This window comes from Streptomyces sp. NPDC102278 (assembly GCF_044766345.1).
In the GTDB taxonomy this organism is placed as follows: domain Bacteria; phylum Actinomycetota; class Actinomycetes; order Streptomycetales; family Streptomycetaceae; genus Streptomyces.
The window spans coordinates 98464-124302 of sequence record NZ_JBIWLV010000005.1 but is presented as its reverse complement, the minus strand read 5'-3'; the positions used below and the strand labels follow the sequence as shown (position 1 = coordinate 124302).

22 protein-coding genes are annotated in these 25839 nt (G+C 72.8%); 7 read left to right on the top strand and 15 right to left on the bottom strand.

The annotated features are described in order from the left end of the window. Positions 1-97 precede the first annotated feature (97 nt). The 10 genes from ACIRO3_RS15160 to ACIRO3_RS15115 all read right to left on the bottom strand — a co-directional run bounded on the left by ACIRO3_RS15160 (position 98) and on the right by ACIRO3_RS15115 (position 12167). Positions 98-1081: an NAD(P)H-quinone oxidoreductase gene (locus tag ACIRO3_RS15160; protein WP_404136563.1), complete on the bottom strand. Its 984-nt coding sequence runs from the start codon at positions 1079-1081 to the stop codon at positions 98-100. Positions 1082-1127: 46 nt separating this feature from the next. Further along, positions 1128-2228, bottom strand: a complete 1101-nt coding sequence (locus ACIRO3_RS15155) for a potassium channel family protein (RefSeq protein WP_361770599.1) — start codon at positions 2226-2228, stop codon at positions 1128-1130. Further along, positions 2216-3556, bottom strand: a complete 1341-nt coding sequence (locus tag ACIRO3_RS15150) for a molybdopterin molybdotransferase MoeA (protein WP_404136560.1) — start codon at positions 3554-3556, stop codon at positions 2216-2218. The genes ACIRO3_RS15155 and ACIRO3_RS15150 overlap by 13 nt, the downstream gene beginning before the upstream one ends. Then, positions 3553-4416, bottom strand: coding sequence for an NTP transferase domain-containing protein (locus ACIRO3_RS15145; RefSeq protein ID WP_404136557.1), 864 nt, complete (start codon positions 4414-4416; stop codon positions 3553-3555). The genes ACIRO3_RS15150 and ACIRO3_RS15145 overlap by 4 nt, the downstream gene beginning before the upstream one ends. 201 nt (positions 4417-4617) lie before the next feature. Next, a complete protein-coding gene (locus ACIRO3_RS15140) occupies positions 4618-5157 on the bottom strand; it encodes a bacterial proteasome activator family protein (RefSeq protein ID WP_267801856.1) in 540 nt (179 codons plus the stop codon). A 160-nt stretch (positions 5158-5317) separates the two neighbouring features. Next, the gene (locus ACIRO3_RS15135) at positions 5318-8047 is read right to left on the bottom strand and encodes an FtsX-like permease family protein (protein ID WP_404137155.1); all 2730 of its coding nucleotides are present in this window, start codon (positions 8045-8047) and stop codon (positions 5318-5320) included. Between the two features lie 101 nt (positions 8048-8148). Next, positions 8149-8892, bottom strand: coding sequence for an ABC transporter ATP-binding protein (locus tag ACIRO3_RS15130; RefSeq protein WP_404136554.1), 744 nt, complete (start codon positions 8890-8892; stop codon positions 8149-8151). A gap of 26 nt (positions 8893-8918) precedes the next feature. After that, complete coding sequence (locus ACIRO3_RS15125) at positions 8919-9587, bottom strand: PadR family transcriptional regulator (RefSeq protein WP_404136551.1); 669 nt, start codon at positions 9585-9587, stop codon at positions 8919-8921. A gap of 107 nt (positions 9588-9694) precedes the next feature. Next, positions 9695-10384 carry a hypothetical protein gene (locus tag ACIRO3_RS15120; protein WP_404136549.1) on the bottom strand — a complete coding sequence of 230 codons (690 nt, stop codon included), beginning with the start codon at positions 10382-10384 and terminating at the stop codon, positions 9695-9697. A gap of 142 nt (positions 10385-10526) precedes the next feature. After that, on the bottom strand, positions 10527-12167 hold the full coding sequence (locus ACIRO3_RS15115; protein ID WP_404136547.1) for a protein kinase: 1641 nt from the start codon (positions 12165-12167) through the stop codon (positions 10527-10529). A 230-nt stretch (positions 12168-12397) separates the two neighbouring features. Between ACIRO3_RS15115 and ACIRO3_RS15110 the strand changes: the two genes are divergently transcribed. Then, complete coding sequence (locus ACIRO3_RS15110; protein ID WP_404136544.1) at positions 12398-14047, top strand: protein kinase; 1650 nt, start codon at positions 12398-12400, stop codon at positions 14045-14047. A gap of 87 nt (positions 14048-14134) precedes the next feature. On the opposite strand, the gene ACIRO3_RS15105 is transcribed toward ACIRO3_RS15110, so the two are convergent. Then, positions 14135-14560, bottom strand: coding sequence for a pyridoxamine 5'-phosphate oxidase family protein (locus ACIRO3_RS15105; protein WP_404136542.1), 426 nt, complete (start codon positions 14558-14560; stop codon positions 14135-14137). A 107-nt stretch (positions 14561-14667) separates the two neighbouring features. After that, entirely contained in the window at positions 14668-15330 is a 663-nt protein-coding gene (locus tag ACIRO3_RS15100; protein ID WP_267801846.1) for a response regulator transcription factor, read from the bottom strand. A 481-nt stretch (positions 15331-15811) separates the two neighbouring features. On the opposite strand from ACIRO3_RS15100, the gene pdhA reads away from it, so the two are divergent. From pdhA to ACIRO3_RS15080, 4 genes are all read left to right on the top strand, one after another. Beyond that, positions 15812-17020, top strand: coding sequence for a pyruvate dehydrogenase (acetyl-transferring) E1 component subunit alpha (gene pdhA, locus ACIRO3_RS15095; protein ID WP_361770572.1), 1209 nt, complete (start codon positions 15812-15814; stop codon positions 17018-17020). A gap of 5 nt (positions 17021-17025) precedes the next feature. After that, the gene (locus ACIRO3_RS15090) at positions 17026-18006 is read left to right on the top strand and encodes an alpha-ketoacid dehydrogenase subunit beta (RefSeq protein ID WP_404136538.1); all 981 of its coding nucleotides are present in this window, start codon (positions 17026-17028) and stop codon (positions 18004-18006) included. A 31-nt stretch (positions 18007-18037) separates the two neighbouring features. Then, entirely contained in the window at positions 18038-19513 is a 1476-nt protein-coding gene (locus tag ACIRO3_RS15085) for a dihydrolipoamide acetyltransferase family protein (protein WP_404137153.1), read from the top strand. A gap of 116 nt (positions 19514-19629) precedes the next feature. Further along, positions 19630-20385 carry a hypothetical protein gene (locus ACIRO3_RS15080; protein ID WP_404136535.1) on the top strand — a complete coding sequence of 252 codons (756 nt, stop codon included), beginning with the start codon at positions 19630-19632 and terminating at the stop codon, positions 20383-20385. Between the two features lie 28 nt (positions 20386-20413). On the opposite strand, the gene ACIRO3_RS15075 is transcribed toward ACIRO3_RS15080, so the two are convergent. Together ACIRO3_RS15075 and ACIRO3_RS15070 are read right to left on the bottom strand one after the other, a co-directional pair. Next, complete coding sequence (locus ACIRO3_RS15075; RefSeq protein ID WP_361973630.1) at positions 20414-20833, bottom strand: PPOX class F420-dependent oxidoreductase; 420 nt, start codon at positions 20831-20833, stop codon at positions 20414-20416. Between the two features lie 74 nt (positions 20834-20907). After that, positions 20908-22134: a DUF1266 domain-containing protein gene (locus ACIRO3_RS15070; protein WP_404136532.1), complete on the bottom strand. Its 1227-nt coding sequence runs from the start codon at positions 22132-22134 to the stop codon at positions 20908-20910. Positions 22135-22347: 213 nt separating this feature from the next. Here ACIRO3_RS15070 and ACIRO3_RS15065 point away from each other — a divergent pair, with 213 nt between their 5' ends. Beyond that, positions 22348-24237, top strand: coding sequence for a C1 family peptidase (locus ACIRO3_RS15065; protein ID WP_404136529.1), 1890 nt, complete (start codon positions 22348-22350; stop codon positions 24235-24237). A 14-nt stretch (positions 24238-24251) separates the two neighbouring features. Then, positions 24252-24611, top strand: a complete 360-nt coding sequence (locus ACIRO3_RS15060; RefSeq protein ID WP_404136526.1) for a protease inhibitor I42 family protein — start codon at positions 24252-24254, stop codon at positions 24609-24611. Here the strand turns inward: ACIRO3_RS15060 and ACIRO3_RS15055 are convergent. Next, positions 24553-25773 carry a DUF418 domain-containing protein gene (locus tag ACIRO3_RS15055; protein WP_404136524.1) on the bottom strand — a complete coding sequence of 407 codons (1221 nt, stop codon included), beginning with the start codon at positions 25771-25773 and terminating at the stop codon, positions 24553-24555. The two genes, ACIRO3_RS15060 and ACIRO3_RS15055, sit on opposite strands and share 59 nt — an antisense overlap. Positions 25774-25839: the final 66 nt, after the last annotated feature.

Genomic DNA, 25839 nt, shown 5'->3' with positions numbered 1-25839 from the left:
GGGGCCGCCGTACGCGGCCCCGGGACGCACGCGGCCCCGGGACGGGTTCGGGGCCGCGCACGGGATGGTTCCGGGGCGCTTCGGTACGGCTCGCGGGTCAGGTCGTCGTGGTGAGCAACAGCTTGCCGACGTGCGCGCTGGACTCCATGACCCGGTGGGCCTCGGCGGCGTCCCGCATCGGGTACGTCGCGTGCACCACCGGCCGCACCCGGCCCGTCGTCACCAGCGGCCACACGTGTTCCCGTACCGCCGCGACGATGGCCGCCTTCTCCTCCAGGGGCCGGGCCCGCAGCGAGGTCGCCGTGATCGCCGCCCGCTTCGCCAGCAGGGCGCCCAGGTTCACCTCGGCCTTCGCCCCGCCCTGGAGCCCGATGATCGCGAGGCGGCCGTTGACGGCCAGGGCGTCCAGGTTCCGCGCCAGGTACTTCGCGCCCACGATGTCCAGGATCACGTCCGCCCCGGCGCCGTCCGTCGCGGCCCGCAGCTCCTCCACGAAGTCCTGCTCGCGGTAGTCGATCAGGATGTCCGCGCCCAACTCCGCGCAGCGCGCCAGCTTCTCCTTGCCGCCCGCCGTCACCGCCACCCTCGCGCCGATCGCCTTGCCCAGCTGGATCGCCATGGTGCCGATCCCGCTGGAGCCGCCGTGCACCAGCAGGGTCTCGCCGGGGCGCAGCCCCGCGACCATGAAGACGTTCGACCAGACCGTCGTGACCACCTCCGGCAGCGCCGCCGCCGTCACCAGGTCCAGGCCGTCGGGCACCGGGAGCAGTTGTCCCGCCGGGACGGCCACCCGCTCGGCGTACCCGCCGCCGGCCAGCAGGGCGCACACCTCGTCGCCCACCGACCAACCGGACACTCCCGGCCCGATCGCGGTGATCCGACCGGAGCACTCCAGTCCGGGATACCGGGACGCGCCGGGCGGGGGATCGTAGAACCCCTGCCGCTGGAGGACGTCGGCGCGGTTCACGGCGCTCGCCACGACCTCGACGAGCACCTCGCCCTCGCTCGCCACCGGATCGGGTACGTCTGCCCAGACCAGGGCCTCGGGGCCGCCGGGCTGTTCGATGGTGATCGCATGCATGGCCCGGAGGCTACGCGAACCGTCCCCCCGCCGGCCGGCGACCCGGCTACTCCCCGGACCCCAGGGTGGCTTGCGGCGTGGTCGGCGGCACCGCGCGGACGATGGTGATGACGCGGTCCGTGGACTGGAGCGGACTCGCGTGCGGGTCGTCGTACGCGAGCAGCCGGTGGCCGCGCAACACGCTCACCACGAGGTCCTCGGTCTCCCGGACCGACTTGCCGACCTCGGGCTTCCTGACGGGTCGTTCGATCAGGTCCAGGCCGCTGCCCTGCTGGATCAGGTCCTCCATCACGGTGCCCGCGCTGGGGCTGAGCACCGACAGGCCCAGCAACCGGCCCGCCGCGCTCGCGCTCGTGATGACCGCGTCCGCGCCCGACTGGCGCAGCAGCGGGGCGTTCTCCTCTTCGCGCACCGCCGCGACGATCTTCGCGCCGCGGTTGAGTTGACGCGCGGTCAGCGTCACCAGGACCGCCGTGTCGTCCCGCTGCGTGGCGATGACGATCTGGCGGGCCTTCTGCACCTCGGCACGGAGCAGCACGTCGGAGCGGGTGGCGTCGCCCACGACGCCGGTGAGTCCCTCCGAGTTGGCGATGTCCACCACCTTGGAGCTCGGATCGACGACGACGACCTGTTCCTTGTGGAGGCCGGTGGCCAGCAGTGTCTGCAGCGCCGAGCGCCCCTTGGTGCCGAAGCCGATCACGACCGTGTGGTCACGCAAGTTCTTCCTCCAGCGGTTCAGCCGCCATTCTTCCCTGGTCCGCTCGGTGAGCACTTCCAGGGTGGTACCGACCAGGATGATCAGGAACAGCACGCGCAGCGGAGTGATCAGCAGGACGTTGATCAGGCGCGCGCTGTCGCTGTACGGGACGATGTCGCCGTATCCGGTCGTCGACAGGGTCACGGTCGCGTAGTAGACGCAGTCGAGGAAGTCGACGCTCCCGTTGGCGTTGTCGTGGTAGCCGCCCCGGTCGAGCCACACGATCAGGACGGTCAGGCACATCACGAACAGGGCCATCAACAAGCGGCGTGAGACCTGCCGCAGGGGCTTCTCGACCTCCCGTTTGGGCAGTTTGATGCGCCGGGAGACGAGTTTCTCGTCCGCGCCCCGGGCCATGGCGTCATGGCCGTGCAGTTTCACGTGAAACATCCCCCCGCCGCCCACGGCAGATCGAGTACTTCGAGATCCTGCCCGGACCGCGCGCCGCCGATCGGTACGACGGCCAGCGCGTCGGCGGCCGCCACCCCGCGGAGCATCGCGGGACCGTGGTAGCGCAGCGGCAGCGCGTGCTCGTCGGTCAGCAGTACCGGGACGAGCCGGGTGTCGTACGGGTGGCCGGGTACGTCCCCCTGCACCGCGACCGTGTACCGGGGGCGCTGCCGGCGCCCCGCGAGGGCCCGCAGCAGCGGTTCGGCCAGGGTCAGCAGCCCGGACACGGCGGCGAGCGGGTTCCCGGGCAACCCGACCAGGTGGCGGCCGGCGGTCCGGTCCCCGAGCCGGGCCAGCAGCATCGGGTGTCCGGGCCGGACGGCGACCCCGTCGACGAGGAGTTCGGCGCCGGCGCGCCGCAGTACGGGCCGCACGTGGTCGACGGGGCCGGAGGCGGTGCCGCCGGTGGTGACGATCAGGTCGGCGTCGGAGGTGGTGACGGCCTCGAACAGGGCCTCGGCCCCGGCGGGGTCGTCGCCGAGGCGTCGCGTCCCGACGACCTCCGCGCCGAGTCGGGTGAGCCACGGGCCGAGCATGGGACTCAGGGCGTCGCGGATCAGGCCGTCGTGCGGAAGACCCCCGGTCAGCAACTCGTCCCCGAGCACCAGGATCTCCACGCGCGGCCGGGGCCGGGTCTCCAGCTCGTCGTACCCCGCGGCCGCCGCCAGGCCCAGGACCGCCGGGGTGACCAGGGAGCCGGCGGGCAGCAGCAGGTCGCCGGAGCGGCACTCCTGGCCGCGCGGGCGGATGTCCTGGCCCGTGGCGACGGGCCGCTCGGCGAACAGCTGGGAGCCGGCCTCGCGGGAGTGCTCGGAGCGGATCACGGCGCTGGTGTCGGCGGGGATCCGGGCGCCGGTGGCGATCCGTACGGCCTCGCCGTCCGCGAGGGGCTCGGGCCGGTCCGAGCCGGCCAGCACCCCGCCGTCCCGGACGGTCCACGGGCCGGGGCCGGCGACCGCCCAGCCGTCCATGGCCGAGGTGTCGAACGACGGCAGGTCGGTGAGGGCGTCCAGCGGGCCGCTCAGTACCTCGCCGAGCGCGTCGGGCAGCGGTACCCGGTGCGAGCGGGCCCGGACGCCGGAACCGGCCCGGACGGCCGCCTCGCGGGCCCGGAGCCAGGGCGCGGCGCGGTGCCCGCCGCCGTCCGGGTTGCGGGAGACGAGGGCCAGGGCCTCGTCGAGGGCCTGATCGGCGGAGGAGCCGGGGGACCCCTCGGGGTTGGGAGCGGCGGCTTCGGCCGGGACGCGCTCGGCGTCGGTACGGGTCATCCGGAGCCGGCCTCGGTGTTGTTCTCGGGGGCTTCCCCGGCCCAGCGCAACGCCAGGTCGGCCGCCTTGCGGGTGGCTTCGGCGACGGCCCGGGCGGGGTCCGCCCCCTCGGCCTCGGCGCGGGCGGCCGCGTAGCCGACGAGGAAGGTGGTCAGCGGGGCTGCGGGCCGGGCGACGCCGTGGGCGGCGTCACGGGCGAGGTCGAGCAGGGTCTCGGTGTCGACGTCCACGTCGATGCCCAACTCGTTCTTGACGGCGGTGATCCATTGCTCCAGCACGGTCCCATGCTCTCTGATCCGGGCCCGGGCGGCCGCGAGATCGTCCCAGGTGTCGCAGTCGAAGGAGGCGAGTGGCGCAGTCACGGTGACGGTCGCCACGTCCAGTCCGGCGGTGAGTCGACGCAGCGGGAGCCCCGCCAAGTCGCCGTGCTCGGCGGCCAACCGGTCGAGCCCCGCGCGCAGCGGCTCCGCGCGGTAGGAGGCGACCAGGGGTTGGTCCCGGCCGCCCGGATCCCGCAGCATCGCCCCGTCGGGTCCGGGCGCGTCCAGCAGGGACCGCACGGTCGCGCGGTCCAGGAACGGCAGGTCGGCGGAGAGAACCAGCACCCGCGCCGCGGTCGTCGCCCGCAGGCCGGCGTCCAGCGCGGCCACCGGCCCCCCGCCCGGCGGGTCCTCGCGGGTCCAGCGCACGGGGCGCGAGGTGACCCGGCGCCCGCCGACGACGACGGTGGCGTCCGCGTCGACGCAGGCGTCGAGGACCCGGTCCAGCAGGGTCCGGCCGCCGACGTGCAGGGCGGGCTTGTCGGCCCCGCCCAGGCGCCGGGCGGCGCCGCCCGCGAGGACGATGGCGTCGTAGCTCATGCCTCCGAGTATGCGGGGGCCGTGTCGCGCGCGGGTTCCCCCACTTACCGGCCGCTTGGCGCGCCGCTGTGAGGAACCGCCCGGTGCAGCCGCCGTGAGAGGCCGCCCCGGACGTGCGTCACCCCGGTGGAGCCGGGGCTCCACCGGGGTGAGGGTGTCCGGAGACGATCGGGGTGTCCGGGGGCGGGCCGGCCGATCGGGCTACAGGTAGGGGCCCGAGCGGACCGCGCCGTGCGGACCCTCGTCGTCGTCCTCGTGCGAGGCACCCGGGGGAAGGGCCCGCCGCATCTGCTCCAACTGCGCCCGCGCCGCCATCTGTTGCGCGAACAGGGCCGTCTGGATCCCGTGGAAGAGACCCTCCAGCCAGCCCACCAACTGTGCCTGCGCGATCCGCAGTTCCGCCTCGGAGGGGATCGCCTCCTCGGTGAACGGCAGCGACAGGCGCTCGAGTTCCTCGACCAGCTCGGGAGCCAGGCCGTCTTCGAGTTCCTTCACCGACGCGGCGTGGATGTCCTTGAGCCGGACACGGCTCGCCTCGTCGAGAGGTGCGGCGCGCACCTCTTCCAGGAGTTGCTTGATCATGCTGCCGATCCGCATGACCTTGGCGGGTTGTTCGACCATCTCCGTCACCGGGACCTCGCGCGACTCGTCATCGGCGCCGCCGACGGCCATCCCGTCCTGTCCCACGATCAGGACGTGCGGGGGGCTGTCCTGCGACCGTTCACTCCTCGGCATCTCCATGCCGTCATTCTCTCGCACACCTTCGTTCTCACACGGTGTGCCCCCGTACAGGCGTGATCCACCCTGTACGGGGGCACCGGATGACCCCGTCGTCACTCGTACGTCACCGAGCGCTCACCCGGGTCACCCGGGTCACGGGCGAACCGGGGGGTCCGGGGTGTCAGCCCGCCGCGCGGCGGGCCAGGGCGCCGCTCGACCTCGTGACGACCGCGGCCAGCAGGGCCGCGCCCAGCGGGACCACGACCAGCAGTCCGGCCAGCGTCTCCCACGGCACCGCGATCGGGATGTAGAGGGCGTCGGTGGCGCCGGTCTCCTCCAGGAGCCGCTTGGCTGTCTCCCGCTCGGTGATGCGCAGTCCGACCGCCGGCAACAACCCGGCCACCGAGCCCAGGACGACGCCCATCAGGGCCACCACCCCGCACTGGAAGCCGCTCAGTGTCCGCCGCACCCGCGGCGGGGCGCCCACCGCGGCCAGCGTCTTCAGGTCGGCCTCCGCGTCGGCCTGGGCGAGGCCGGTGGCGATGCCCGCCGCGCCGATGGTGACGAGACCGGCGAAGATGGTGAGGGCGAGCATGGGCAGCGTCTCGCGGCCCTGGTAGCCCTCCTCGAGGGAGACGTCCGCCTCCAAGCCGATCTGGTCGATCCGGCTGTCCAGCTTCTGGCGCTGCGTGCTGGTGGGCTTGCCGTCGAGGGTGAAGTACGAACCGGCCGGCGCGGTGGTGAGGCCGGCGGTCTTCACGGCGCTCGCGGGGAAGACCACGCCGATTCCGTGGCCAGCGTCGGGATCGGTCGCCTGGTGGACCGGCATGACCTTCTCGACACCCTGCGACTCCTGGTCGGGACCGATGCCCTTGGGCTCCTCGGTCACGATGCGCAGGGTGAGCTTGCCGTCCTTGATCTCGCGCTTGTCGAAGGAGACGGGCTTTCCGGCCTTGAGCGCGGCGGCGGCGCCGGGGTCGGTCACCCCGAGGACCCGCATCAGCTTCTCGTCGGCGACGACCGACTCGAAGGGCTGCTGGTACCGGCTCTGCTTGCACCGCCAGTCCTGGTACAGCTCACGCCGCTGCGCGGCGGTGAAGGACTCGTAGGAGTTCCTCGATTCGTAGAGCGGACAGCGGTTCTCCTTGGGCCTGACGATCTCCACCCGGCCGCAGCCCGGTTCGACGGAGTAGGAGTCGCACGTCGGCTTGCCGACGACGATCCGGTCCACGTCCGCCCGGACGGCCAGCGGGAACTCCTTCGCGAGCGCGTCGCGGACGGCGGGCAGGTCCCGGTACCGGTCGTTCTCGTGGCTCGCCAGCACGCCGGCGCCGGCCGGCAGGTTCGCCACGTACTCGTGCCGGGCCTGTACGTCGCTGCTGTACGCGTACGTGGACACCGCGACGGTGCCGGCGACCGCGGCCAGGACCGCCGCGACGGCGGGGGCCGTGCGTCCCCGGTTGCGCACGGCGTCGCGCAGGGCGAGCCGCGGCGACAGCGGCAGCCACCGTCCGAGGCGCCCGAACAGGCCGACCAGGGTCGGGGTGAGGGCGACCACGCCCAGTTCGGCGAGGGCGCTTCCGCCCCCGACGACCACGGTCCCGGCGTCGGAGACCGCCCCGTACAGGGCGACGCAAGCGCCGGCCGCGACGGCCAGCAGGCCGATGAACGGCAGCACCCGGTTGGCTTTGCGGACCCCCCGGCGGCCGGTCAGCGAGGCCAGCACGGTCTGCCGGGAGGCGGTGATCGCCGGGACGATGGCGGCCAGCAGTCCGGTGACCACCGCGAGCAGCGCGATGGCGAGGAGTTCCAGGGGACGGACCTCGAAGCCGCCCCAGCGCAGCCCCAGATACTCCTCCAGCACCGGCTGGAGGCCCAGGGTGAGCGCGCCGCCGAGGACGAGGCCGATGACGGCGGAGGCCGCGCCGATGACCAGGCCGCCGGAGAGGACGATGGCGCGGATGTGTCGACGGTCGCCGCCATTGGCGCCGACCAGGCCGAGCTGGCGGCGCGAGCGTCGGGCGCCGACCGCGAAGGCGGGGCCGGCGAGGAGGCAGATCTCCAGCATGGCGAGACCGACGACGGTGGCCAGGATGGTCATCTCGACGGTCCGCAGACCCGTCGACTCACCGAACCGGCCGTCCTTCTTCTCCTGCTCGTACAGCGGGACGTCGGAATCGGCGGGCGGGTTCAGGTTGACGGCCCGGGAGACGACGACGACGCTCTTGGCGTTCGCGGCCTTCACCATGTTCCACGTGAAACCTTCACCGCCGACCTTGACGAGGTATTTGTCGTCGGCCGGGACCCCGTCCGTGCCGGCGGCCCGGAGCTCCTTGTCGAGCGGGGTGAGCAGGGTCCCGGGAGGGGCCGTGACCTCCAACTCGTTCAGGGCGGAGGGCAGCTCGTACGCCCCCACGATCCGCAGGGCGCGGGACGAGCCGCGCGGGGTGACCTGGGAGCCGACGTGGAAGCCGGAGTCCTTCAGGAAGGCGTCGGTGGCGATGATCTCGCCCGCCGCGGCGGGCAGTCGGCCCCGCTTGAGGGTGAGCATGCCCTCGACGAGCGGGTCGGCGGTGTCCAGCTCGCGCAGGTTGACGCCGAGCAGGCCGTGCGTCGTGCGGAGCTTGGCCTGACCCTTGCTGTCCTTCACGAACCGGGCGCCCGGCGGGAGGAGGGACGGGAGGGGGTCCTTGCCCTCGTCGCGCGCGGAAGGATCGTAGGACTCGTAACCGCCGACGGGGACGGAGTACTCGCCGTTCGGCTTCTGGTACACGGGCACGCCCATGTCCGAGCTCGTCAGCAAGGCGTCGGCGGTGCCGATCCGGCGGGACATCGTCTCGTCCACCGTGAGCGCGGCGCTGCGGGTGGTGAGGTCGGCGGCGCTCACCCCGACGATCGGCAGGGCGATCATCGCGAGGACGAGGGCACTGCGCCCCTTCGCGCGCCAGGCGTCGCGGCGAGCGATCCGGATCGCGGCGATCCAGGAGTGGTACCAGGACTGGAGCGGGGTGGTCACAGGCCGGCCGCCCGCCCCGAGAGCAGGGAGTCGGCGTGGCTGCGCAGGGTCTCGTCGACGACGCTGCCGTCGCGCAGGAAGACCACCCGGTCCGCCCAGGCGGCGAACCGGGGCTCGTGGGTGACCAGGATTCCGGCCGCGCCCGCGTCGCAGCGCGAGCGCAGCAGGGCCAGCACGGATTCGCCGGTCTCCGAGTCGAGGGCGCCGGTGGGTTCGTCGGCGAGGACCAGGCGGCGGTCGCCGACCAGGGCGCGGGCGATGGCCACGCGCTGCTGCTGTCCGCCGGACATCTCGTCGGGGAAGCGGTCGGCGAGCTGTCCCAGGCCCATCTCCTCCAGCGCGGCCAGGGCGGAGATCCGGGCCTTGCGGGCGGAGATCCCGTCGAGTTCGCGGGGCAGCGCCACGTTCTCGGCGGCGGTGAGGGCCGGGATCAGGTTGTAGTCCTGGAAGACGTAACCGATGCTGCGGCGGCGCAGCGCGGCGAGCTGCTTGCGGCTCGCGGTGGTGATGTCGGTGCCCTCCACGATCACCCGGCCGCTGCTGGGGGTGTCGAGTCCGCCGGCGAGGGTGAGCAGGGTGGATTTGCCGGACCCCGACGGGCCCATGACGGCGACGAGTTCGCCGGGGTACACGGCGAGGTCGATGCCGCGCAGGGCGTGCACCTCGGTGGCGCCGCTGCCGTGCGTGCGGACGAGTTTGTCCAGCTGGAGTACGGGGTGCTGTGACTGCTGGTCAGGCATGGAGGGGTCCCCCTGGGACGATTCGTTCAACTCCGCCGCGTGCGGGCGGTGGAGGGGAGGTCGGTGGTGGCGGCCGCGGCGGTCGTCGCTTCGGCGCCGGAGGCGGTCGGGGCGGCCTGGGGCGGATCGGGTACGGCTCTCCGGTCGGCCGGCAGGGAGAGCCGGACGAGCCGGGCTTCGCAGTGGTCGAGCCAGCGGGCCTCGGCCTCGGTCTGGAAGATCAGCTGTTCCAGCACCAGCAGCCAGGCGATGTCGTCGCGTTCGTGCGAGGTGCCGCTCTCGATCGAGGTGAGCGCCTGCGCCTTGAGCCGGGTGTAGTCCTGCATCGCCCGGATCGTGGCGTGCCGCTGGGACTGGATGACGGCGCGGATGTCCACGCCGGGGGCGCCGACGGCCATGGCGAGCTTGATGGACAGTTCGTCCCGGGGCGGATTGGCGCGGTCCACCGGGCGCTCGTACCACTCGTGGAGTTCGGCGCGGCCGGTGTCTGTGATGGCGTAGAGGGTGTGCCCGGCGGGGTCCTCGCCGCCGGGCGCGACCAGCCCGTCGCGCTCCAGACGGGCGAGGGTGGTGTACACCTGCCCGACGTTGAGGGGCCAGGTGGACCCGGTTCGGGATTCGAACTCGGTACGCAGCTGAGAGCCGTACCGAGGACCCCTTTCAAGCAGGGCGAGAAGGCCGTGGCGGATCGACATACTCAGTATGTATACCGAGTATGTACCGGCGCGCAACCGTCTGTGGATGTACGCCGCAGGGGGGACGCGCGGGGCGGTGTCCGTCTCAAGTGCCGCTGCGGCGGGGATCAGCTCCCCCGGCGCAGCCGTACGCCCAAGAAGCCCAGGCCCAGCCCCATCAGGGCGAACCCGGTGCCGAGCGGCAGCAGGTGGGCCGCCAGATCGGCGGCCCGCTCGTTGGGTCCGGTGCCCATCGCCTCGACCGCGGAACTGTCGCTCGGCTCGGGTGTCGGCTTCGCGACGGACTCGCGGCGGGACGGCTCCGGCACCTCCGGCGCCGGCGGCCGCTCGTGGGCCCGGGGCGGCCGCGTCCTCTCCCGGAGCTCCGGCCGCTCCCGCAGCCCCGGCCGTTCGGGACGCGCGGGTCGTTCCGCCGACCCCGGTCGTTCCCCGGGCGCGTCCGGCAGTCCGGGGTGGTCCGGCAGTCCGGGGTGGTCGGGTCGCTCCGGTCGTCCGGGCGGCCGCTCCGGCCGCAGCGGGCGGGCGACCGGCACGGTCAGGGGGCTGGCCGGCTCCGCCACGGAGCGCCCGGGGCGCTCCCGCCCGGAACCGGCGGCGCTGCCGGCCAGTTCCTCGTAGGCCTCTTCGGGTACGTCCGATGCCGGATCGGTGGCCGCGGCGACGAGCGCGCGGGCGAGGGAGCGGGCCGAGGGGGCTGTGGAGACGGGGCCCTGGGCGTACGCCGGCGCCGCGACCAGCAGCGCGGCGGCCGCCAGTGCGGCGCCGGCCGTCCAGCGCGGTGCGCGGGCGTGAGTCACGCGCTCAGGTTTGCATAAGCGGACAAAGGCGGCATCTCGTACACCGCGTACGGGATGCCGCTTTCACGAATGCCACGAAGGAGGGGTCGGGCGGACGGTAACCGCGTGCCGGCGGGCCGCGCCCCGCCCGCTCCGCCCCGTGCTACTCCGGGTTTCCGGTGGAGACGCGGAGGGTGAAGGTGGTGTCCTTCGGGTCGATCTTGTCGCCGGCGGAGGGCAACTGGTCGACCACGGTGCCGTCGCCGTAGACGGCCTCGTCGCGGGGCTCTTCCTTGATCTTCCAGCCCGCGGCCTGGATGCAGTCCTTCACCGAGCGGATGTTCTTGTACCGGAAGTCGGGGGCGGTGACCTTCTTGGCGTCGTCGTAGGCCTTCGACGGGCTCTTGCACTTCTCCGCGTCGATCGTCCGCGAGAGGTCCGGTCCCCGGTAGCCCGGGCGCGTGGAGCCGGACGCCGAGGTCGAGGAGGACGGGGTCGCGATGTCCTTGTCCTTGTCGTCGCCGCCCATCTTGAGCGCGGCGACGAGCCCGCCGATGGCCACCAGCGCCACCACGATCGAGGCCACGATCACGCCCGTGTTCTTCCTCGACGCACCGCCCGCGCCCACCGGCACCGGGGCCGGATTCGGCGAGATGGTGAACGGCGGCGGGGTCTGCGGGGCGTACTGGTGCTGAGCGTGCTGCTGCTGCGCGTGCTGCTGGGGCGGGTACGCGTAACCGCCGTGCGCCGGCGTCTGCGGGGCGTACGGGGACGGCGCCGGGGTGTGCGGCGGCTGGTACGGCTGCTGCACCGACTGCGGCGGCGCCTGGAACCCGGAGTCCACCGGCGGGAACACGGCCGAACTCACGCCCGCCCCGCTGCCACCCGCGGTCGAACCCGGCACGATCACGGGGGCGACCGGCCGGCCGGCCCCCAGCACGCGGTCGATCTCGTCCCGCATGGCCGCCGCCGTGGGGAAGCGCTCGTTCGGGTTCTTCTTCAGGGCCCGCGCCACCAGCGCGTCCATCGCCGGGGTCAGCGACCGGTTGATGGAGGACGGGGCGACCGGCTCCTCCTGCACGTGGGCGTACGCGATGGCCAGCGGCGAGTCGGCGTCGAAGGGGATCCGCCCCGTCAGTAGCTGGAAGAGCATGATGCCGACGGAATAGAGGTCGGACCGGGCGTCCACACCGCGGCCCAGCGCCTGCTCGGGCGAAAGGTACTGCGGGGTGCCGACGACCATGCCGGTCTGGGTCATCGAGGTGACGCCCGACTGCATGGCGCGGGCGATGCCGAAGTCCATGACCTTGACCACGCCGCGCTTGGTCATCATCACGTTGCCGGGCTTGATGTCGCGGTGGACCAGACCCATCTCGTGGCTGGTTTCGAGCGCCGCGAGCACGTCGGAGGTGACCTTGAGCGCCTTGTCGGCCGGCATCGCGCCGTACTGGGCGATGTCCGTCTGGAGCGCGTTGCCGAGCGGCTGCCCCTCGACGTACTCCATGACGATGTAGGGCATCAGCGCGCCGTCGAGCTCGCCCTCGCCCGTGTCGAATACCGAGACGATGTTCGTGTGCGACAGTTTCGCTACAGCCTGCGCCTCGCGGCGGAACCGCTCGCGGAAAGACGCCTCGCGACCCAGTTCGCTGTGCAGCGTCTTGATGGCGACCTGTCGGTCGAGGGCCGCGTCGTACGCGAGGTAGACGGACGCCATGCCGCCTTCGCCGAGCAAGTCCCTTAGCTGGTAACGGCCACCGGCCAGGGAGCCGCCTGCGTATCGGCCCTGTGTGCCGTCCTGGCTCATGACTGTTGCTTCCCCTCGGGCGGTGTCCTGACGCGTCTGGCAGAGCGCATGTGGCAGCCAGTCTGCCGGAGGGCAAGCACACGTCAAGCCAGGTGCCCGTTCCGTGACCACAAGGCCACCGCGAGCCATTGTCCGAACGGTGAACGGTTCGGAGGCTGTAGCGTTCGTCGCAGCACCCCAAGAGGACCCACCGCTGAGTTGCGGCCCGAGAGAGACGACGGCGAGGACTGATGGCACCCGAACCCGAGGGAAACGGCGCCGGGATGGCCGAGGATCCTGAGCATTGGGGCGCAGGCGGCCTGGTGGGCGAAGGCCGTTACCGGCTGACCCACCGCCTGGGCCGCGGTGGCATGGCGGAGGTCTTCGCCGCCGAGGACGTCCGGCTGGGCCGCACCGTCGCCGTGAAGCTGCTGCGCGCCGACCTCGCCGAGGACCCCGTCTCCAAGGCCCGCTTCACGCGCGAGGCGCAGTCGGTCGCCGGGCTGAACCACCACGCCGTCGTCGCCGTGTACGACTCGGGCGAGGACCGGGTCGGCCCGAACGTCGTTCCCTACATCGTGATGGAGCTGGTCGAGGGCCGCACCATCCGCGATCTGCTGATCAGCGCCGAGGCCCCGGGCCCCGACCAGGCGCTCATCATCGTCGCGGGCGTGCTGGAGGCCCTGGCCTACTCCCACCAGCACGGCATCGTGCACCGCGACATCAAGCCCGCCAACGTCATCATCACCGACACCGGCGCGGTCAAGGTGATGGACTTCGGCATCGCCCGCGCCTTGCACGGGGTGCAGTCGACGATGACCCAGACCGGCATGGTCATGGGCACCCCGCAGTACCTGTCGCCCGAACAGGCTCTCGGCAAGGCCGTGGACCACCGCAGCGACCTGTACGCCACCGGTTGCCTGCTGTACGAACTCCTCGCGCTGCGGCCCCCCTTCACGGGCGAGACGCCGCTGTCGGTGGTCTACCAGCACGTCCAGGACGCGCCGATCCCGCCGTCGCAGCTGCCGGAGGGTCATCACATCCCGCAGGAGCTCGACGGTCTGGTCATGCGCTCGCTGGCCAAGGATCCGGACGACCGCTTCCAGTCGGCCGAGGAGATGCGCGGGCTCGTCCAGTACGCGCTCCAGATGCTCCACGACCAGGGGCCGAACACCGGAACCTGGAACACCGGCCCCGTCACCATGACGCTTCCGCACGGGCAGCCCGGGTCCAACCCCACCACGGCGATGCCGCAGGGCGGCGCGGGCGGTCAGTATCCCCAGCACGCCACGACCTCGCAGTTCCAGCAGCCGATGGTGCCCCCGCTCAACCCCGACGACGGCTCGGCCTTCCCGGGCGGCGGCGGTTACGGAAACGGCCGCAACGGCAACGGCGGCAACGGCCACGGCGGCCAGGGCGGTAACGGTGGCCAGGGCGGTGCCGGAGGCCGCTGGAAGATGGTGGTCTTCGCGCTGCTCGCGGTGCTGGCCATCGCCGGCGGCGTCGCGTACGCGGTGAAGACCGTGGGCAATGACGGTTCGGGCAAAGAGAAGAAGTCCCCGAACACCACGCAGAGTTCGCCGAAGACCCCGGCCAGCTCCGCGGACACGCCCGTGGACTCCCCCTCGGCGCAGTCCCCGGACTCCCCGCGCACGGACGACAGCGGCGACGAGGAGACGTACAGGCCCTCGCCGAGCCGCGACCGGACCTCCCCGAGCTACACCCCGCCGTCGAACTCGCCCTCGACGTCGCCGTCGCACTCGACGAAGCCGTCGGAGAGCAACGAGCCTTCGTCGTCCAAGCCGTCGACCTCGACGAAGCCGTCGACGGACCCGGTGGACCCCTCCCCGCCCGACGGCGGTGGCGGCCCCGGCGGGAACGGCGACGACACTCGGCAGTAACGGCTGTGACGAAAGGGCCCGACGGAATCATTTCCGTCGGGCCCTTTCCCGTGCGCGTGCCGGCCGGTCGTGGCGCGCGCCGACCGGTCAGAGCGCGTGCTGGTACTCCCGGTCGTGCGAGGAGCGGCTGCCGGCCAGGGTGTGCACGGTGACCAGTTGCGGTTCGATGCGCATGTAGACGGGGTCGAAAACGGCGCCGTCGACGAAATGCGGACCCGGACCGAAGAGTTCCAGTTCCGCGTTGGTCGGTTCGACGAGTTCCGCGGTGCCGGTGCACTGAACCGACCACAGGCGCCGGTCCCCGGAATTGAAGTTGTCGGCCCCGTAGGAGACCACGCTGCCGCTGCAGGCCTGGTGGTGGCCGAACCCGGCGTGCATTCTCAGGACGACCCCGCCGTCCACCACGATGTGGCGGGCGAGGGCGAGGAAGGGCAGCGCGCGCATGCTGGTGGCCACCCGGCCGTACGGCACCCGGCGCAGCAGTTCGACGGCGTGGAGTTCCTCAGGGGACATGTGCTCCACTCTCCGCCCCCGACACCTGGTCGGGGAAGGGGATCCCGCCCCGTTGATCAGGGACGTTGGTCCCGAATCGACGGGGCTGCCACCCCTTTTCGGCCGGCCTAGGCGCGCTTTTCGGCCTGGAGGCGGGCCACGTACGCGGCGGCCTGGGAGCGGCGTTCCATACCGAGCTTCGAGAGCAGGCTGGAGACGTAGTTCTTGATCGTCTTCTCCGCCAGGTGCAGCCGCTCGCCGATGACGCGGTTGGTCAGCCCCTCGCCGATCAGGTCGAGGATCTTGCGCTCCTGCTCGGTGAGGTTGGAGAGCCGGTCGTCGCCCTTGCCGTTCTTGCCGTCGCGCAGCCGCTCCAGCACCCGGGCGGTCGCCACCGGGTCCAGCAGGGACTTGCCCGCCGCGACGTCCCGGACGGCGCTGAGCAGCTCATTCCCGCGGATCGCCTTGAGGACGTAGCCCGATGCGCCCGCCATGATCGCGTCGAACAGTGCCTCGTCGTCGGCGAACGAGGTCAGCATCAGGCACTTGATGTCCTCGTTCCGGGAGCGCACCTCGCGGCAGACCTCCACGCCGCTGCCGTCCGGGAGGCGGACGTCGAGGACCGCGACGTCGGGACGGGTGGCCGGGATGCGGACGAGCGCGTCGGCGGCCGTACCGGCTTCCCCGACGATTTCGATGTCGTCTTCGACCGACAGGAGTTCATGGACGCCCCGACGTACCACCTCGTGGTCGTCCAGGAGAAATACCTTGATTTTTCCGTCTTCGCGCACAAACTCATCTTCACACACTCGTTCACATACTCACCGTTTTCGTCCGGTGGGGCCGTCCGCCCCTTCTCACCCTTCCCCACGGTTCGTCTTTGCGTGCGAATCCCCGCGCGGAGGGTTCACGGGCGGGCCCGCCCGTGCGGGGGCTGCGAGGTTCATCCGTCAGTGATCACCCGTGAACCCCTTCCCTGCCGGAGTTACCCGGGATAACGTGCCGTTGTTCCGGCCCCCTGCAAGGCTGTGACCAGTGGTTGTTCCCGAAGTCGCCGATTTACTTGGATATCCAAGCAAAATCGCAGGTCAAACGGGGTTTCGCAGTTATGCGGGGCACTGGGTAACGTGCATTGCGCAGGGCACTCGCCGGGGCACCTGTCACGCCTGAATCCCGTACGTTCCGCGCACCCACCCCGTGCTCGGGTACAGATACAGGTGAGCCGCACTGGACCCCGGAGAACCCGGGTGCCGGACCGACGGAGGAGCACACGTGACCGTGGAGAGCACTGCCGCGCGCAAGCCGCGACGCAGCAGTGGCACCAAGCGGGCGGCAGGCGCAGCCGGCGCCCGCAAGACCGCCGCTGCCACCGCACAGCCGCACGACGCCGAGCCTCAGCTCGTACAACTGCTGACGCCCGAGGGAGAACGGGTCGAGGTCGCGGACAACCCCGACATCGCCGAGTTCGCTCCTTTCGTCGCCGACATCACCACCGACGACCTGCGCGATCTGTACCGCGACATGGTCCTCACCCGCCGTTTCGACGGCGAGGCGACCGCCCTGCAGCGTCAGGGCGAGCTGGGCCTGTGGGCCTCGCTGCTCGGCCAGGAGGCCGCGCAGATCGGTTCCGGGCGGGCGCTGCGCGACGACGACTACGTCTTCCCGACCTACCGCGAGCACGGTGTGGCCTGGTGTCGCGGGGTCGACCCGACCAACCTGCTCGGCATGTTCCGCGGTGTGAACCACGGTGGCTGGGACCCGAAGATCAACAACTTCCACCTGTACACGATCGTCATCGGCTCGCAGACCCTGCACGCGACCGGTTACGCCATGGGAGTGGCCAAGGACGGCGCCGACTCGGCCGTCATCGCCTACTTCGGCGACGGCGCGTCCAGCCAGGGCGACGTCGCCGAGGCGTTCACCTTCTCGGCCGTCTACAACTCCCCCGTGGTGTTCTTCTGCCAGAACAACCAGTGGGCGATCTCCGAGCCGACCGAGCGCCAGATGCGCGTACCGCTCTACCAGCGCGCCCAGGGCTTCGGCTTCCCCGGCGTCCGGGTGGACGGCAACGACGTGCTGGCCTGCCTCGCGGTCACCCGGTGGGCGCTGGAGCGGGCCCGGCGCGGAGAGGGCCCGACCCTCGTCGAGGCGTTCACCTACCGCATGGGCGCGCACACCACCTCCGACGACCCGACGAAGTACCGGCGCGACGAGGAGACCGCGGCCTGGGAGGCGAAGGACCCGATCCTGCGCCTGAAGGCCCACCTCCTCGCCACGGGCGGCGCCGACGAGGCGTTCTTCGAGCAGCTGGAAGCCGAGAGCGAGACCCTGGGCAAGCGGGTGCGCGAGGTCGTGCGCGCCATGCCCGACCCCGACACGATGGCGATCTTCGAGAACGTCTACGCGGACGGGCACGCGCTCGTCGACGAGGAGCGCGCCCAGTTCGCCGCGTACCTCGCGTCCTTCGAAGGTGGGGAGTGACCGCCATGGCCGTTCAGAAGCTGACCATCGCGAAGGCGCTCAACGATTCGCTGCGCAAGGCCCTGGAGACGGACCCCAAGGTCCTGATCATGGGTGAGGACGTCGGCAAGCTCGGCGGCGTCTTCCGCATCACCGACGGACTCCAGAAGGACTTCGGCGAGGAGCGGGTCATCGACACCCCGCTCGCCGAGTCGGGCATCGTCGGCACCGCGATCGGCCTGGCCCTGCGCGGCTACCGGCCGGTCGTCGAGATCCAGTTCGACGGGTTCGTCTTCCCGGCGTACGACCAGATCGTCACGCAGCTCGCGAAGATGCACGCACGGTCGCTCGGCAAGATCAAGATGCCGGTCGTCATCCGCATCCCGTACGCGGGCGGCATCGGCGCGGTCGAGCACCACAGCGAGTCCCCGGAGACGCTGTTCGCGCACGTGCCCGGCCTGAAGGTGGTCTCGCCCTCGAACGCGAGCGACGCCTACTGGATGCTCCAGCAGGCCATCCTCAGCGACGACCCGGTGATCTTCTTCGAGCCGAAGCGACGCTACTGGGACAAGGGCGAGGTCGACGTCGATGCCATCCCGGACGCCCTGCACGGGTCCCGGGTGGCGCGCGAGGGCACGGACATCACCCTGGCGGCCTACGGCCCCATGGTGAAGGTCTGCCTGGAGGCGGCGGCCGCCGCGGCCGAGGAGGGCAAGTCGGTCGAGGTCGTGGACCTGCGCTCGATGTCCCCGATCGACTTCGACGGACTGCAGGCCTCGGTGGAGCGGACCCGCCGGCTCGTGGTCGTCCACGAGGCGCCGGTGTTCCTCGGCGTGGGCTCGGAGATCGCCGCCCGCATCACGGAGCGGTGCTTCTACCACCTGGAGGCGCCGGTGCTGCGCGTGGGCGGATTCCACGCCCCGTACCCGCCGGCCCGCCTGGAGGACGAGTACCTGCCGGGCCTGGACAGGGTGCTCGACGCCGTCGACCGCTCGCTGGCGTACTGAGGAGAGCCCTGTGACGATCCGCGAATTCAAGATGCCCGACGTGGGCGAGGGCCTCACCGAGGCCGAGATCCTCAAGTGGTACGTCCAGCCGGGTGACACCGTCACCGACGGTCAGGTCGTCTGCGAGGTCGAGACGGCGAAGGCGGCCGTCGAGCTGCCGATCCCGTTCGACGGCGTGGTCCACGCCCTCCTCTTCGAGGAAGGCGTCACGGTCGACGTCGGCCAGGTGATCATCTCGGTGCGGACCGGCCCGGCGGAGGAGGCCCCCGAGGCCGCCGCCCCGGTGGCCGTCGCGGCCCCGGCCGCGGCCGAGGAGCCCGTCGCCGAGGCCCGTCAGCCGGTCCTGGTCGGTTACGGCGTGTCCACGGCCTCCACCAAGCGCCGCCCCCGCAAGGGCGCGGCCGAGGCGGGCGCCGCTCCGGCGGCCTCCGCGGCCGCGCGCAACGGCTCCGCCGTCGCACCGGCGGCGGTACCGGCGGTCGCGCCGGCCGTCGTACCGGCCCCCGCGGCTCCCGCGCGGAACGGCTCGGCACTCGCCGCGCCGGCCGGGTCCGAGCGCCCGCTGGCGAAGCCGCCGGTGCGCAAGCTCGCCAAGGACCTCGGCATCGACCTGGCCCTGGTGGTCCCCACCGGTGACGGCGGGGTCGTGACCCGGGAGGACGTCCACGCCGCCGCCGCCGCGGCGATCGCCCCGCAGACCGCGCAGGTCACGGCGCCGCAGGTCGCGGCGCCGGCCGCCGCGCAGGCCCAGGCACCCGCCCCGGTGCCCGCCGAGGCGGTCGTGCGGACCCCGGCCGACACGACCGCGCGCGAGACCCGGATCCCGGTCAAGGGCGTCCGCAAGGTCACCGCCCAGGCCATGGTGGGCTCCGCCTTCACCGCGCCGCACGTCACCGAGTTCATCACCTTCGACGTGACCCGGACGATGAAGCTGGTCCAGGAGCTCAAGGACGACCCGGACCTCGCCGGTCTGCGGATCAACCCGCTGCTCCTGATCGCCAGGGCCGTCCTCGTCGCGATCCGCCGCAACCCGGACGTCAACGCGTCCTGGGACGAGGCGGCCCAGGAGATCGTGCTCAAGCACTACGTCAACCTGGGCATCGCGGCGGCCACCCCGCGCGGGCTGATCGTCCCGAACATCAAGGACGCCCACACCAAGTCGCTGCGCGAGCTGTCCGAGGCCCTGTCGGCCCTGGTCGGCACCGCCCGGGACGGCAAGACGTCCCCGGCGGACATGCAGAACGGCACGCTCACCCTCACCAACGTCGGCGTCTTCGGCGTCGACACCGGTACGCCCATCCTGAACCCCGGCGAGTCCGCGATCCTCGCGATCGGCGCGATCAAGCTCCAGCCGTGGGTCCACAAGGGCAAGGTGAAGCCGCGCCACGTCACCACCCTGGCGCTGTCGTTCGACCACCGACTGATCGACGGCGAGCTCGGTTCCCGTTTCCTGGCCGACATCGCGGCGGTCCTGGAACACCCCCGCCGCCTCCTCACCTGGTCGTAGCGGTCGCAACACCCTCGTACGCGCCGATGGCCGGGCCCCCTCGCGGGAGCCCGGCCATCGGCCGTCGCGGGCTCGACCCGCCACCGGGTAGCCTCCCGCCGGGGAAAGGGGGCCGGGTGCCCATCGCCGAACTGCAGGTGTACTCCGTCGAGCGGGCCGACGTGACCGGCGGGGTGTGCGTCGTCCGCTGCATCGGCGGCGTCGCGCGCGCCGGGCAGGTCTACGCCGTCGGGGAGCTGCGGCTCGGGCTGCGGCGGATAGAGCGGTACGGGCGGACCGTCGGCTCCTTCGACGCCGGGCACGTGGCGCGGGTCCACCTCACCGGGGCGGTGGTCGCGCTGCTCGGCCGCGGGCAGGTGCTGACGTACGTACCGCCGGACGGCCATTCGCTGGACGAGCTGGAGGCGTGGCTGGCCACCGATCCGCCCCTGCTCGACGAACCCCACCCCGAGACCCTGCGCGCCCTCGCCGTCGCCCGCATGCGCGATCGGGCGCTGCCCGACGCGGCGCGGATGCGGTGGGGGCGGGTGGCGCTGGCCGCGATCCTGCGGGCGGGACGGTCCGACGACCTGACGCGCGGGGCCGAGACGGCGGCCGTACGGGGCTACCTGATCCGGGAGTTCGGGCCCGGTCGCGGCGGTGACCCGGCGAACCTGTGCCGGGACGTGCTCGCGCTGATCGACCTGACGCCGGAGCGGGCGGCGGCCGAGGCGCGGACCTGGCGGGACCTGCCGCGCGAACGCATCCTGCACCTGCGGCGGATCAAGAACCTGGTGCCCTGGGCGGCCCTGGTCCGCGACCACCTGCCGGCCGACGACCCCCTGGCGGAGGCCGTCGACGCCTGGACGGCGGTACGGGGCCTGCTGCCCTGAGGCCTGGACCCTGGATCCGGTGGGGTGTCTAGCCGGCGGCCTCGGCGGCGTTCCCGAGGACCTTCGTCGGGGTGATGCGCAGGACCACCCGAACCCGCTCGGCGGGGGCCTCCACGTACTCCTTGCCGCCGCCCGGGCCCAGGTACTCCTCGGCGATCCGGGCCGCCACGGCCCGGCCGGTGTCCTCGGTCACCGAGGCGGTGCCGCGGATCTCGGCGTACAGGAAGGGGTTCGCGAGGTCGAAGACGGTCAGGCCGACCCGCCCGTCGCGGACGAGATTGCGCTCCTTGCGCCGGCCCCGCTCGGTGGAGACCAGCAGCTCGTCGCCGTCGCGGGACACCCAGACGACCGAACTCTGCGGTCCGCCATCGGGGTTGATGGTCGTGAGGACGGCGGGATGCGGCGCGTCCAGCAGCCCCCGCACGGTGTCGTTCAGCTCAACAGTCATGCGCGCGAGCCTAGTCGGGCGGCCCTCGCGTCCGCCTCGGTTCGCGTCCCGGCGATCCGGGGCCCCGAGGTCGGCTACCCCCACGGGAGGTTCACCCAGGGGCTGCCCGGGTCGGTCGTCAACTCCCGGTGCACGGCGACCATTTCCTGGTACCAGTGGCCGAACTCCTCCTCGTCGAACTGCATGCACCGCCCCAGGACGAACCCGGCCGACAGCTCCTCCCACGAGCGGTACGCCAGCCGGCAGGCCTTCCCGGCCCGGACGACGGCCCGCTCGGTCTCCTCCAGGCTCCCGAAGCGGGCGCCGAGCCCCCAGCGGGCCATCTGCGAGGCCCGCCCGAAGTCCCACGCCTCGACGGACCGGACGTACGCGCCTCCGCTGAGCACCCCGTCGGCCCGGAAGCGCTGCTCGTAGCGGGCGATCCGCCCGATGACCCGCTGGAGGCCCGCGATCTCCCCCTCCACCTCGGCGGTGGGCCGGGGCTGTGCGACGGTCACCCCGTCGGGCGTCAGGCGCGGCTCGGCGGCCCGTTCCGCGTTGGCCCGCAGGGTGGAGGCGGTGGCGTGACGCCAGTGCTCGATGTCCACCGGCCCGGCGAACTCCTTCGCGAGAGCCCCGCGCACCCGCAGCGCGAACTCCCACACCGGGCTGACCACGTCGGCGGTCAACAGCCGCTCGGTCATGGCCAGCCACTCCTCGCGGGTGGTGACGCCCCAGGACTCCCGGAGCTTCTCCCGCTCCAGCGAGTAGCCCTGACCGTGGTAGGCGAGCGCGTTCCAGAACGTCCCGGCACGCACCGACAGGTGTGCGCCGCAGGCCAGTCCGAAGGCGACGGGTCCGCGCAGCGGGCCGCCGAGGTGCAGGGCGTGGACCTTGTCGCGTTCGAGTCCGGTGTAGTCGCGCGGGCGCCGCTCCACGTGGAACTTCCAACTCGCCGCGTGCGCGGGCGAGATCGGCAGGAACACCTCGAAGGGGGTGCCCGGGTTGACGGCCAGGTAGGGGACCGCGCCCGACGGGTAGCAGTCGGCGAACCAGTCGAGGCTCGCGATGTCGAAGACCAGGTCGGGGGTGGGCACGGGCAGCATGCCCTCGGTGAAGGCGATGTAGGCGTGCGCCTGGACCTGCGGGAACCAGGTCCGCTCGGGCCGGACCTGGGTGGGGTGGGCGTCCAGGAACGCGCGGGACTGCGGGACGAGGAGGCGGGCCCGCGCCAGCACGTCGAGGAGGCCCGGCCAGTTCCCCGCGGCCCTCGCCTCGTGCAGCTCTCGTTCGATGACGCTCGGCGCGGTCCAGGTCCCCATGCGGAAACCCTAGCGGTGCCCTCCGGGAGGGCCGCAGGCCCGGTTCCCGCCCGCCCGGCGGGCCGTCGCGCGCGCCCCGCCCCGCCTCCCGGGGCGTACGACCCCCGTGCCACCGCGCGACCTCGCGGACCCCCTTGACGCCCCCCGCCGGCAGGGGGACGCTCCCGGGTCTCGCTCGCATCCGTACGGGCGATCGCACACTGGGGGGCCGGTATGCCGCAGGAGTCTGTCCGGACGGCGGGGGAGTTGCGGGCGCGGCTCGCGGAACGGGGGGCGCGCTGGTCCGTGACCGAGCACCTGGCCGACGCCGAGCGCGTGCCGCGCGCCGCGCTGGGTCTGGAGCCGGGGGTGAACCTGACGACCGCCGAGGAGGCGGGGACCGTCGATCTGCGGGGGCTGATCGGGCGGGTCAGCGGCAATCCGCACCTCACCCGGCGCAGGGCCGCGCACGGCCTGCTGCCCGGATCCGGGGGGTTGGCGGCGGGGGCCCGACCGGCCGCCGTGGACTGGCGGAGCCGGTGGGGGTGGCCCTGGCTCACGAAGGTGAAGGACCAGAACCCGTGCGGGTCGTGCTGGGCGTTCGGGGCGGCCGGGCTGGTGGAGTCGATGGCCCGGATCGAGCACGACGTGTGGGCGGAGCGGTCGGAGGGGGACGTGCACGACGGGCTGAAGTCCACCTGCGGGCAGGGTTCCAACCCGGAGACCGCCCTGGACTGGATCACGGCCCACGGTGGGCTCGCGGACCCGGACTGCTGGCCCTACTCCACGCCTCCGCCCGGCCTGCCCGCCGAGCGGCGCGAGGCCTGGCGGGCCGAGTACACGCCCAGTTGGGACCGTTCGGGCCGCACGGTGCGCGTCACCGAGTACGTGCGGCTGGGCGACACGGAGCAGCAGAAGGTGTGGCTGGACACGGTCGGCCCGCTGACGGCCTGCTTCGACGTGTACGACGACTTCTTCGGGCTGGGCGCCGGCGTGTACCACCGCACCAGCGACCGACTCGCGGGCGGGCACTGCGTGTTGATCGTCGGCTACGACGACGCGGCCGGTTGCTGGCTGTTCAAGAACTCCTGGGGGACCGGCTACCACGTCGGCGGCTACGGCCGCATCGCCTACGGCGAGGTCGACATCGACCACTGGGCCAAGTGCGGGCTGCGCGACACCAACATCGACCCGTGGAGCAAGCGCCGCCTGCACACCGGCAACGTGTACGAGAGCGGCAACGGCCGCGCCCACCGCAACTTCGAGCTGCTCGCCGGCACCGGCGCGGGCGCCCTGCGGCACTGGTGGCGCGAGGGGGAGGCGCCCTTCGCCTGGTCCCGGGCCGGGACCTTCGCCGGGGACGCCTCGGGCCAGCCCGCCTTCACCGGCACCACCTACAACCGGAACATGGAGTCCCTGCACGTCACCACGGGCGGCCGGCTCCGCCACTGGTACTACGAACAGTCCGGGGGCGCCTGGCGCGACGGCGGCGCCTTCGGCCCGGGCGACGCGGCGGTGGGCTCGACCCCCGCGTTCATCCAGAGCGACTACGGCAAGCCGGGCAACTTCGAGGTGGTCGTCCGGACCGCCGACGGCCGGCTGAACCACTGGTGGCGGATCAACGGCGCGCCCTGGACCTGGAACGACGGCGGCCGCTTCGGCTCCGGCATCGCCCACTACGGTCCGGCGCTGGTCCAGACCCGCGGCCGGCACCTCGACCTGGTCGCGGCCCGCGACGACGGGCGGATGCAGCTGTGGTGGCGCGACGACCCCAACGGCTTCGTCTGGCGCGCCGGGGAGGTCTTCGGCAGCGGGATCGTCTCCGCGCCCTGCCTGATCGAGGGCCAGTACGGGGCCGCCGACGAGGACACCGCCGGGAACTACGAGGTGTGCGCCGTCGCCGAGGGCGGGCGCGTCGAGCACTGGTGGCGCGGGAACGCCGCGGGCGCCGGCTGGACCCGCGGCGCGGTCTTCGGGCACGACGCGCTGGCCGTCACCGGGATGCTCCAGGGCAGCTTCGGGTTCAACCTGGAAGTCATCGTCCTGCGCACCGACCGCCTCCTGCAGCACTACTGGCGTGACGGCGCGGGCTGGCACGAGGGGCCGGTGATCGGCCCCGCCTGAGAGGGGCCGCGCCGATGGAGGTACGGAGCATCGTGCTCGCGCCGGGGCAGACGTACGAGCTGCGGCTGACCGGGCGCGGGGCGCGCGGGTACGTGTGGACCTGGCAGGTCGGCGGCGACTCGGACGCCGTCTCGGTGACGGAGGCGGCCGGGGCCGCGCAGGGGGAGGCCCCACCGCTGCCGGGGGCGACGGTGGAGCGGGTGTACCTGGTGCGGGGGCGCGGCGCGGGCGGCCGGGCCCGGGTGCGGTTCGCCCAGGTCCGGCCGCCGTACCCGCAGGAGGCCCCGTACGACGAGTTCCTGTTGGAGGTGGAGGTCAGCGACCGCCCGTCCGGCCCGGGCGGGACGGGGACGAGCGGGACGGGCGGGGCTTGAGGGCCCACTGTTGTACCGCTTCGAGCGGGCCCCGCTCGAAGCGCCGCAGCCACAGGGCGCAGCCGGCGACCAGGGTGAGGGAGACGCCCGCCCACAGGCCCATCACCCACCAGGGGCCGGTGCCCGCGAGGCGCCCGGCGAGGCCGAGGCCGAGGCCGTAGCAGAGCAGGACGCACAGCAGGTTCTGGGCGACGTAGCAGGACAGGGCGGTGCGGCCGACCGAGCCGAGGGCGCCGGTCACGGCGGCGGGAACCCGCAGGCGGTCCAGGGCGACCCCGATCAGCCCCATGTAGCCCACGGCGATGAGCGGGGCGATCGCGTAGCGGCCCAGGACGAAGAACGCCTCGCCGCCGAGCACCGCCGCGATCCCCGCCGGCACGCCGAGGCCCAGCCCCCAGGCGGCCATCCGGCCGCGGATCCGACGCCCGCCGGCGGTCGGCGCGAACGCGCCCGCGCGGTGCAGGCGGACGCCCAGCAGGAAGAGGAAGACGAGCAGCCCGAAGCTGAAGACGGGCTCGACGCGCAGGATCGCCGCGTGCTGGAGGCGGAAGGCGATCTGTTCGGCCCAGGTGCCGTCGGCGTACAGCGCCACCGCGTCCGGATCGGGCCCCTTCGGGGTGCCCTCGGGCCCGGCCGCGGCGGCGACCGTCACCAGGGCCACCAGCGCCAGGTGCGTGCAGCCGGCCACCCACATCGCGCGGCGCCGCACCTTCTCGGAGCGGGCGAGCAGCCAGGCGACGAGGAGCGCGGTGACGGCGTAGCCCATCAACACGTCCCAGGCGAAGATCAGCAGGAAGTGCAGGGTGCCTTCGAGGAAGAGGAAGGCGGCCCGCCGCCCGTACCGGCCCGGCCAGGGGGCGCCCCGGCGGGCCGCGGAGTCGTACTGGATGGCCAGGCCCACGCCGAACAGGACCGTCAGCAGGGCCAGGAACTTGCCGTCGGCGAGGAAGCGGAAGAGCGCCTCGGCCAGGTGGGCGGGGGTGGGGTCCGCGAGGACGTCGGGGGTTCCCAGCCCGCCTTGGAGGACGCCCCATTCGGAGCCCGGGGAGGCGAAGATCCAGACGTTGGTCATGAGCGTGCCGAGGATCGCGGCCCCGCGCAGGACGTCGAGGAGAGGGAGCCGGGTCGTCGTCACCGGCGGTGCGAGCAGGGTCTCGGGCATGACTCCAGCGTCCCGGCGGCGGGGGCGGCGCACGTCCTGCGGGTGGACGAAGCCGGGGTACATCCT

Bases quoted from the DNA above. Each gene is read 5' to 3' on its own strand.
- ACIRO3_RS15085 (WP_404137153.1), top strand. From the start codon at position 18,038: ATGCCCGACGTGGGCGAGGGCCTCACCGAGGCCGAGATCCTCAAGTGG.
- ACIRO3_RS15150 (WP_404136560.1), bottom strand. From the start codon at position 3,556: ATGACCCGTACCGACGCCGAGCGCGTCCCGGCCGAAGCCGCCGCTCCC.
- ACIRO3_RS15115 (WP_404136547.1), bottom strand. From the start codon at position 12,167: ATGAGCCAGGACGGCACACAGGGCCGATACGCAGGCGGCTCCCTGGCC.
- ACIRO3_RS15160 (WP_404136563.1), bottom strand. From the start codon at position 1,081: ATGCATGCGATCACCATCGAACAGCCCGGCGGCCCCGAGGCCCTGGTC.
- ACIRO3_RS15090 (WP_404136538.1), top strand. From the start codon at position 17,026: ATGGCCGTTCAGAAGCTGACCATCGCGAAGGCGCTCAACGATTCGCTG.
- ACIRO3_RS15070 (WP_404136532.1), bottom strand. From the start codon at position 22,134: ATGGGGACCTGGACCGCGCCGAGCGTCATCGAACGAGAGCTGCACGAG.
- ACIRO3_RS15145 (WP_404136557.1), bottom strand. From the start codon at position 4,416: ATGAGCTACGACGCCATCGTCCTCGCGGGCGGCGCCGCCCGGCGCCTG.
- ACIRO3_RS15065 (WP_404136529.1), top strand. From the start codon at position 22,348: ATGCCGCAGGAGTCTGTCCGGACGGCGGGGGAGTTGCGGGCGCGGCTC.
- ACIRO3_RS15055 (WP_404136524.1), bottom strand. From the start codon at position 25,773: ATGCCCGAGACCCTGCTCGCACCGCCGGTGACGACGACCCGGCTCCCT.
- ACIRO3_RS15110 (WP_404136544.1), top strand. From the start codon at position 12,398: ATGGCACCCGAACCCGAGGGAAACGGCGCCGGGATGGCCGAGGATCCT.
- ACIRO3_RS15060 (WP_404136526.1), top strand. From the start codon at position 24,252: ATGGAGGTACGGAGCATCGTGCTCGCGCCGGGGCAGACGTACGAGCTG.
- ACIRO3_RS15075 (WP_361973630.1), bottom strand. From the start codon at position 20,833: ATGACTGTTGAGCTGAACGACACCGTGCGGGGGCTGCTGGACGCGCCG.
- ACIRO3_RS15130 (WP_404136554.1), bottom strand. From the start codon at position 8,892: ATGCCTGACCAGCAGTCACAGCACCCCGTACTCCAGCTGGACAAACTC.
- ACIRO3_RS15155 (WP_361770599.1), bottom strand. From the start codon at position 2,228: ATGTTTCACGTGAAACTGCACGGCCATGACGCCATGGCCCGGGGCGCG.
- ACIRO3_RS15135 (WP_404137155.1), bottom strand. From the start codon at position 8,047: ATGATCGCCCTGCCGATCGTCGGGGTGAGCGCCGCCGACCTCACCACC.
- ACIRO3_RS15140 (WP_267801856.1), bottom strand. From the start codon at position 5,157: ATGGAGATGCCGAGGAGTGAACGGTCGCAGGACAGCCCCCCGCACGTC.
- ACIRO3_RS15125 (WP_404136551.1), bottom strand. From the start codon at position 9,587: ATGTCGATCCGCCACGGCCTTCTCGCCCTGCTTGAAAGGGGTCCTCGG.
- ACIRO3_RS15105 (WP_404136542.1), bottom strand. From the start codon at position 14,560: ATGTCCCCTGAGGAACTCCACGCCGTCGAACTGCTGCGCCGGGTGCCG.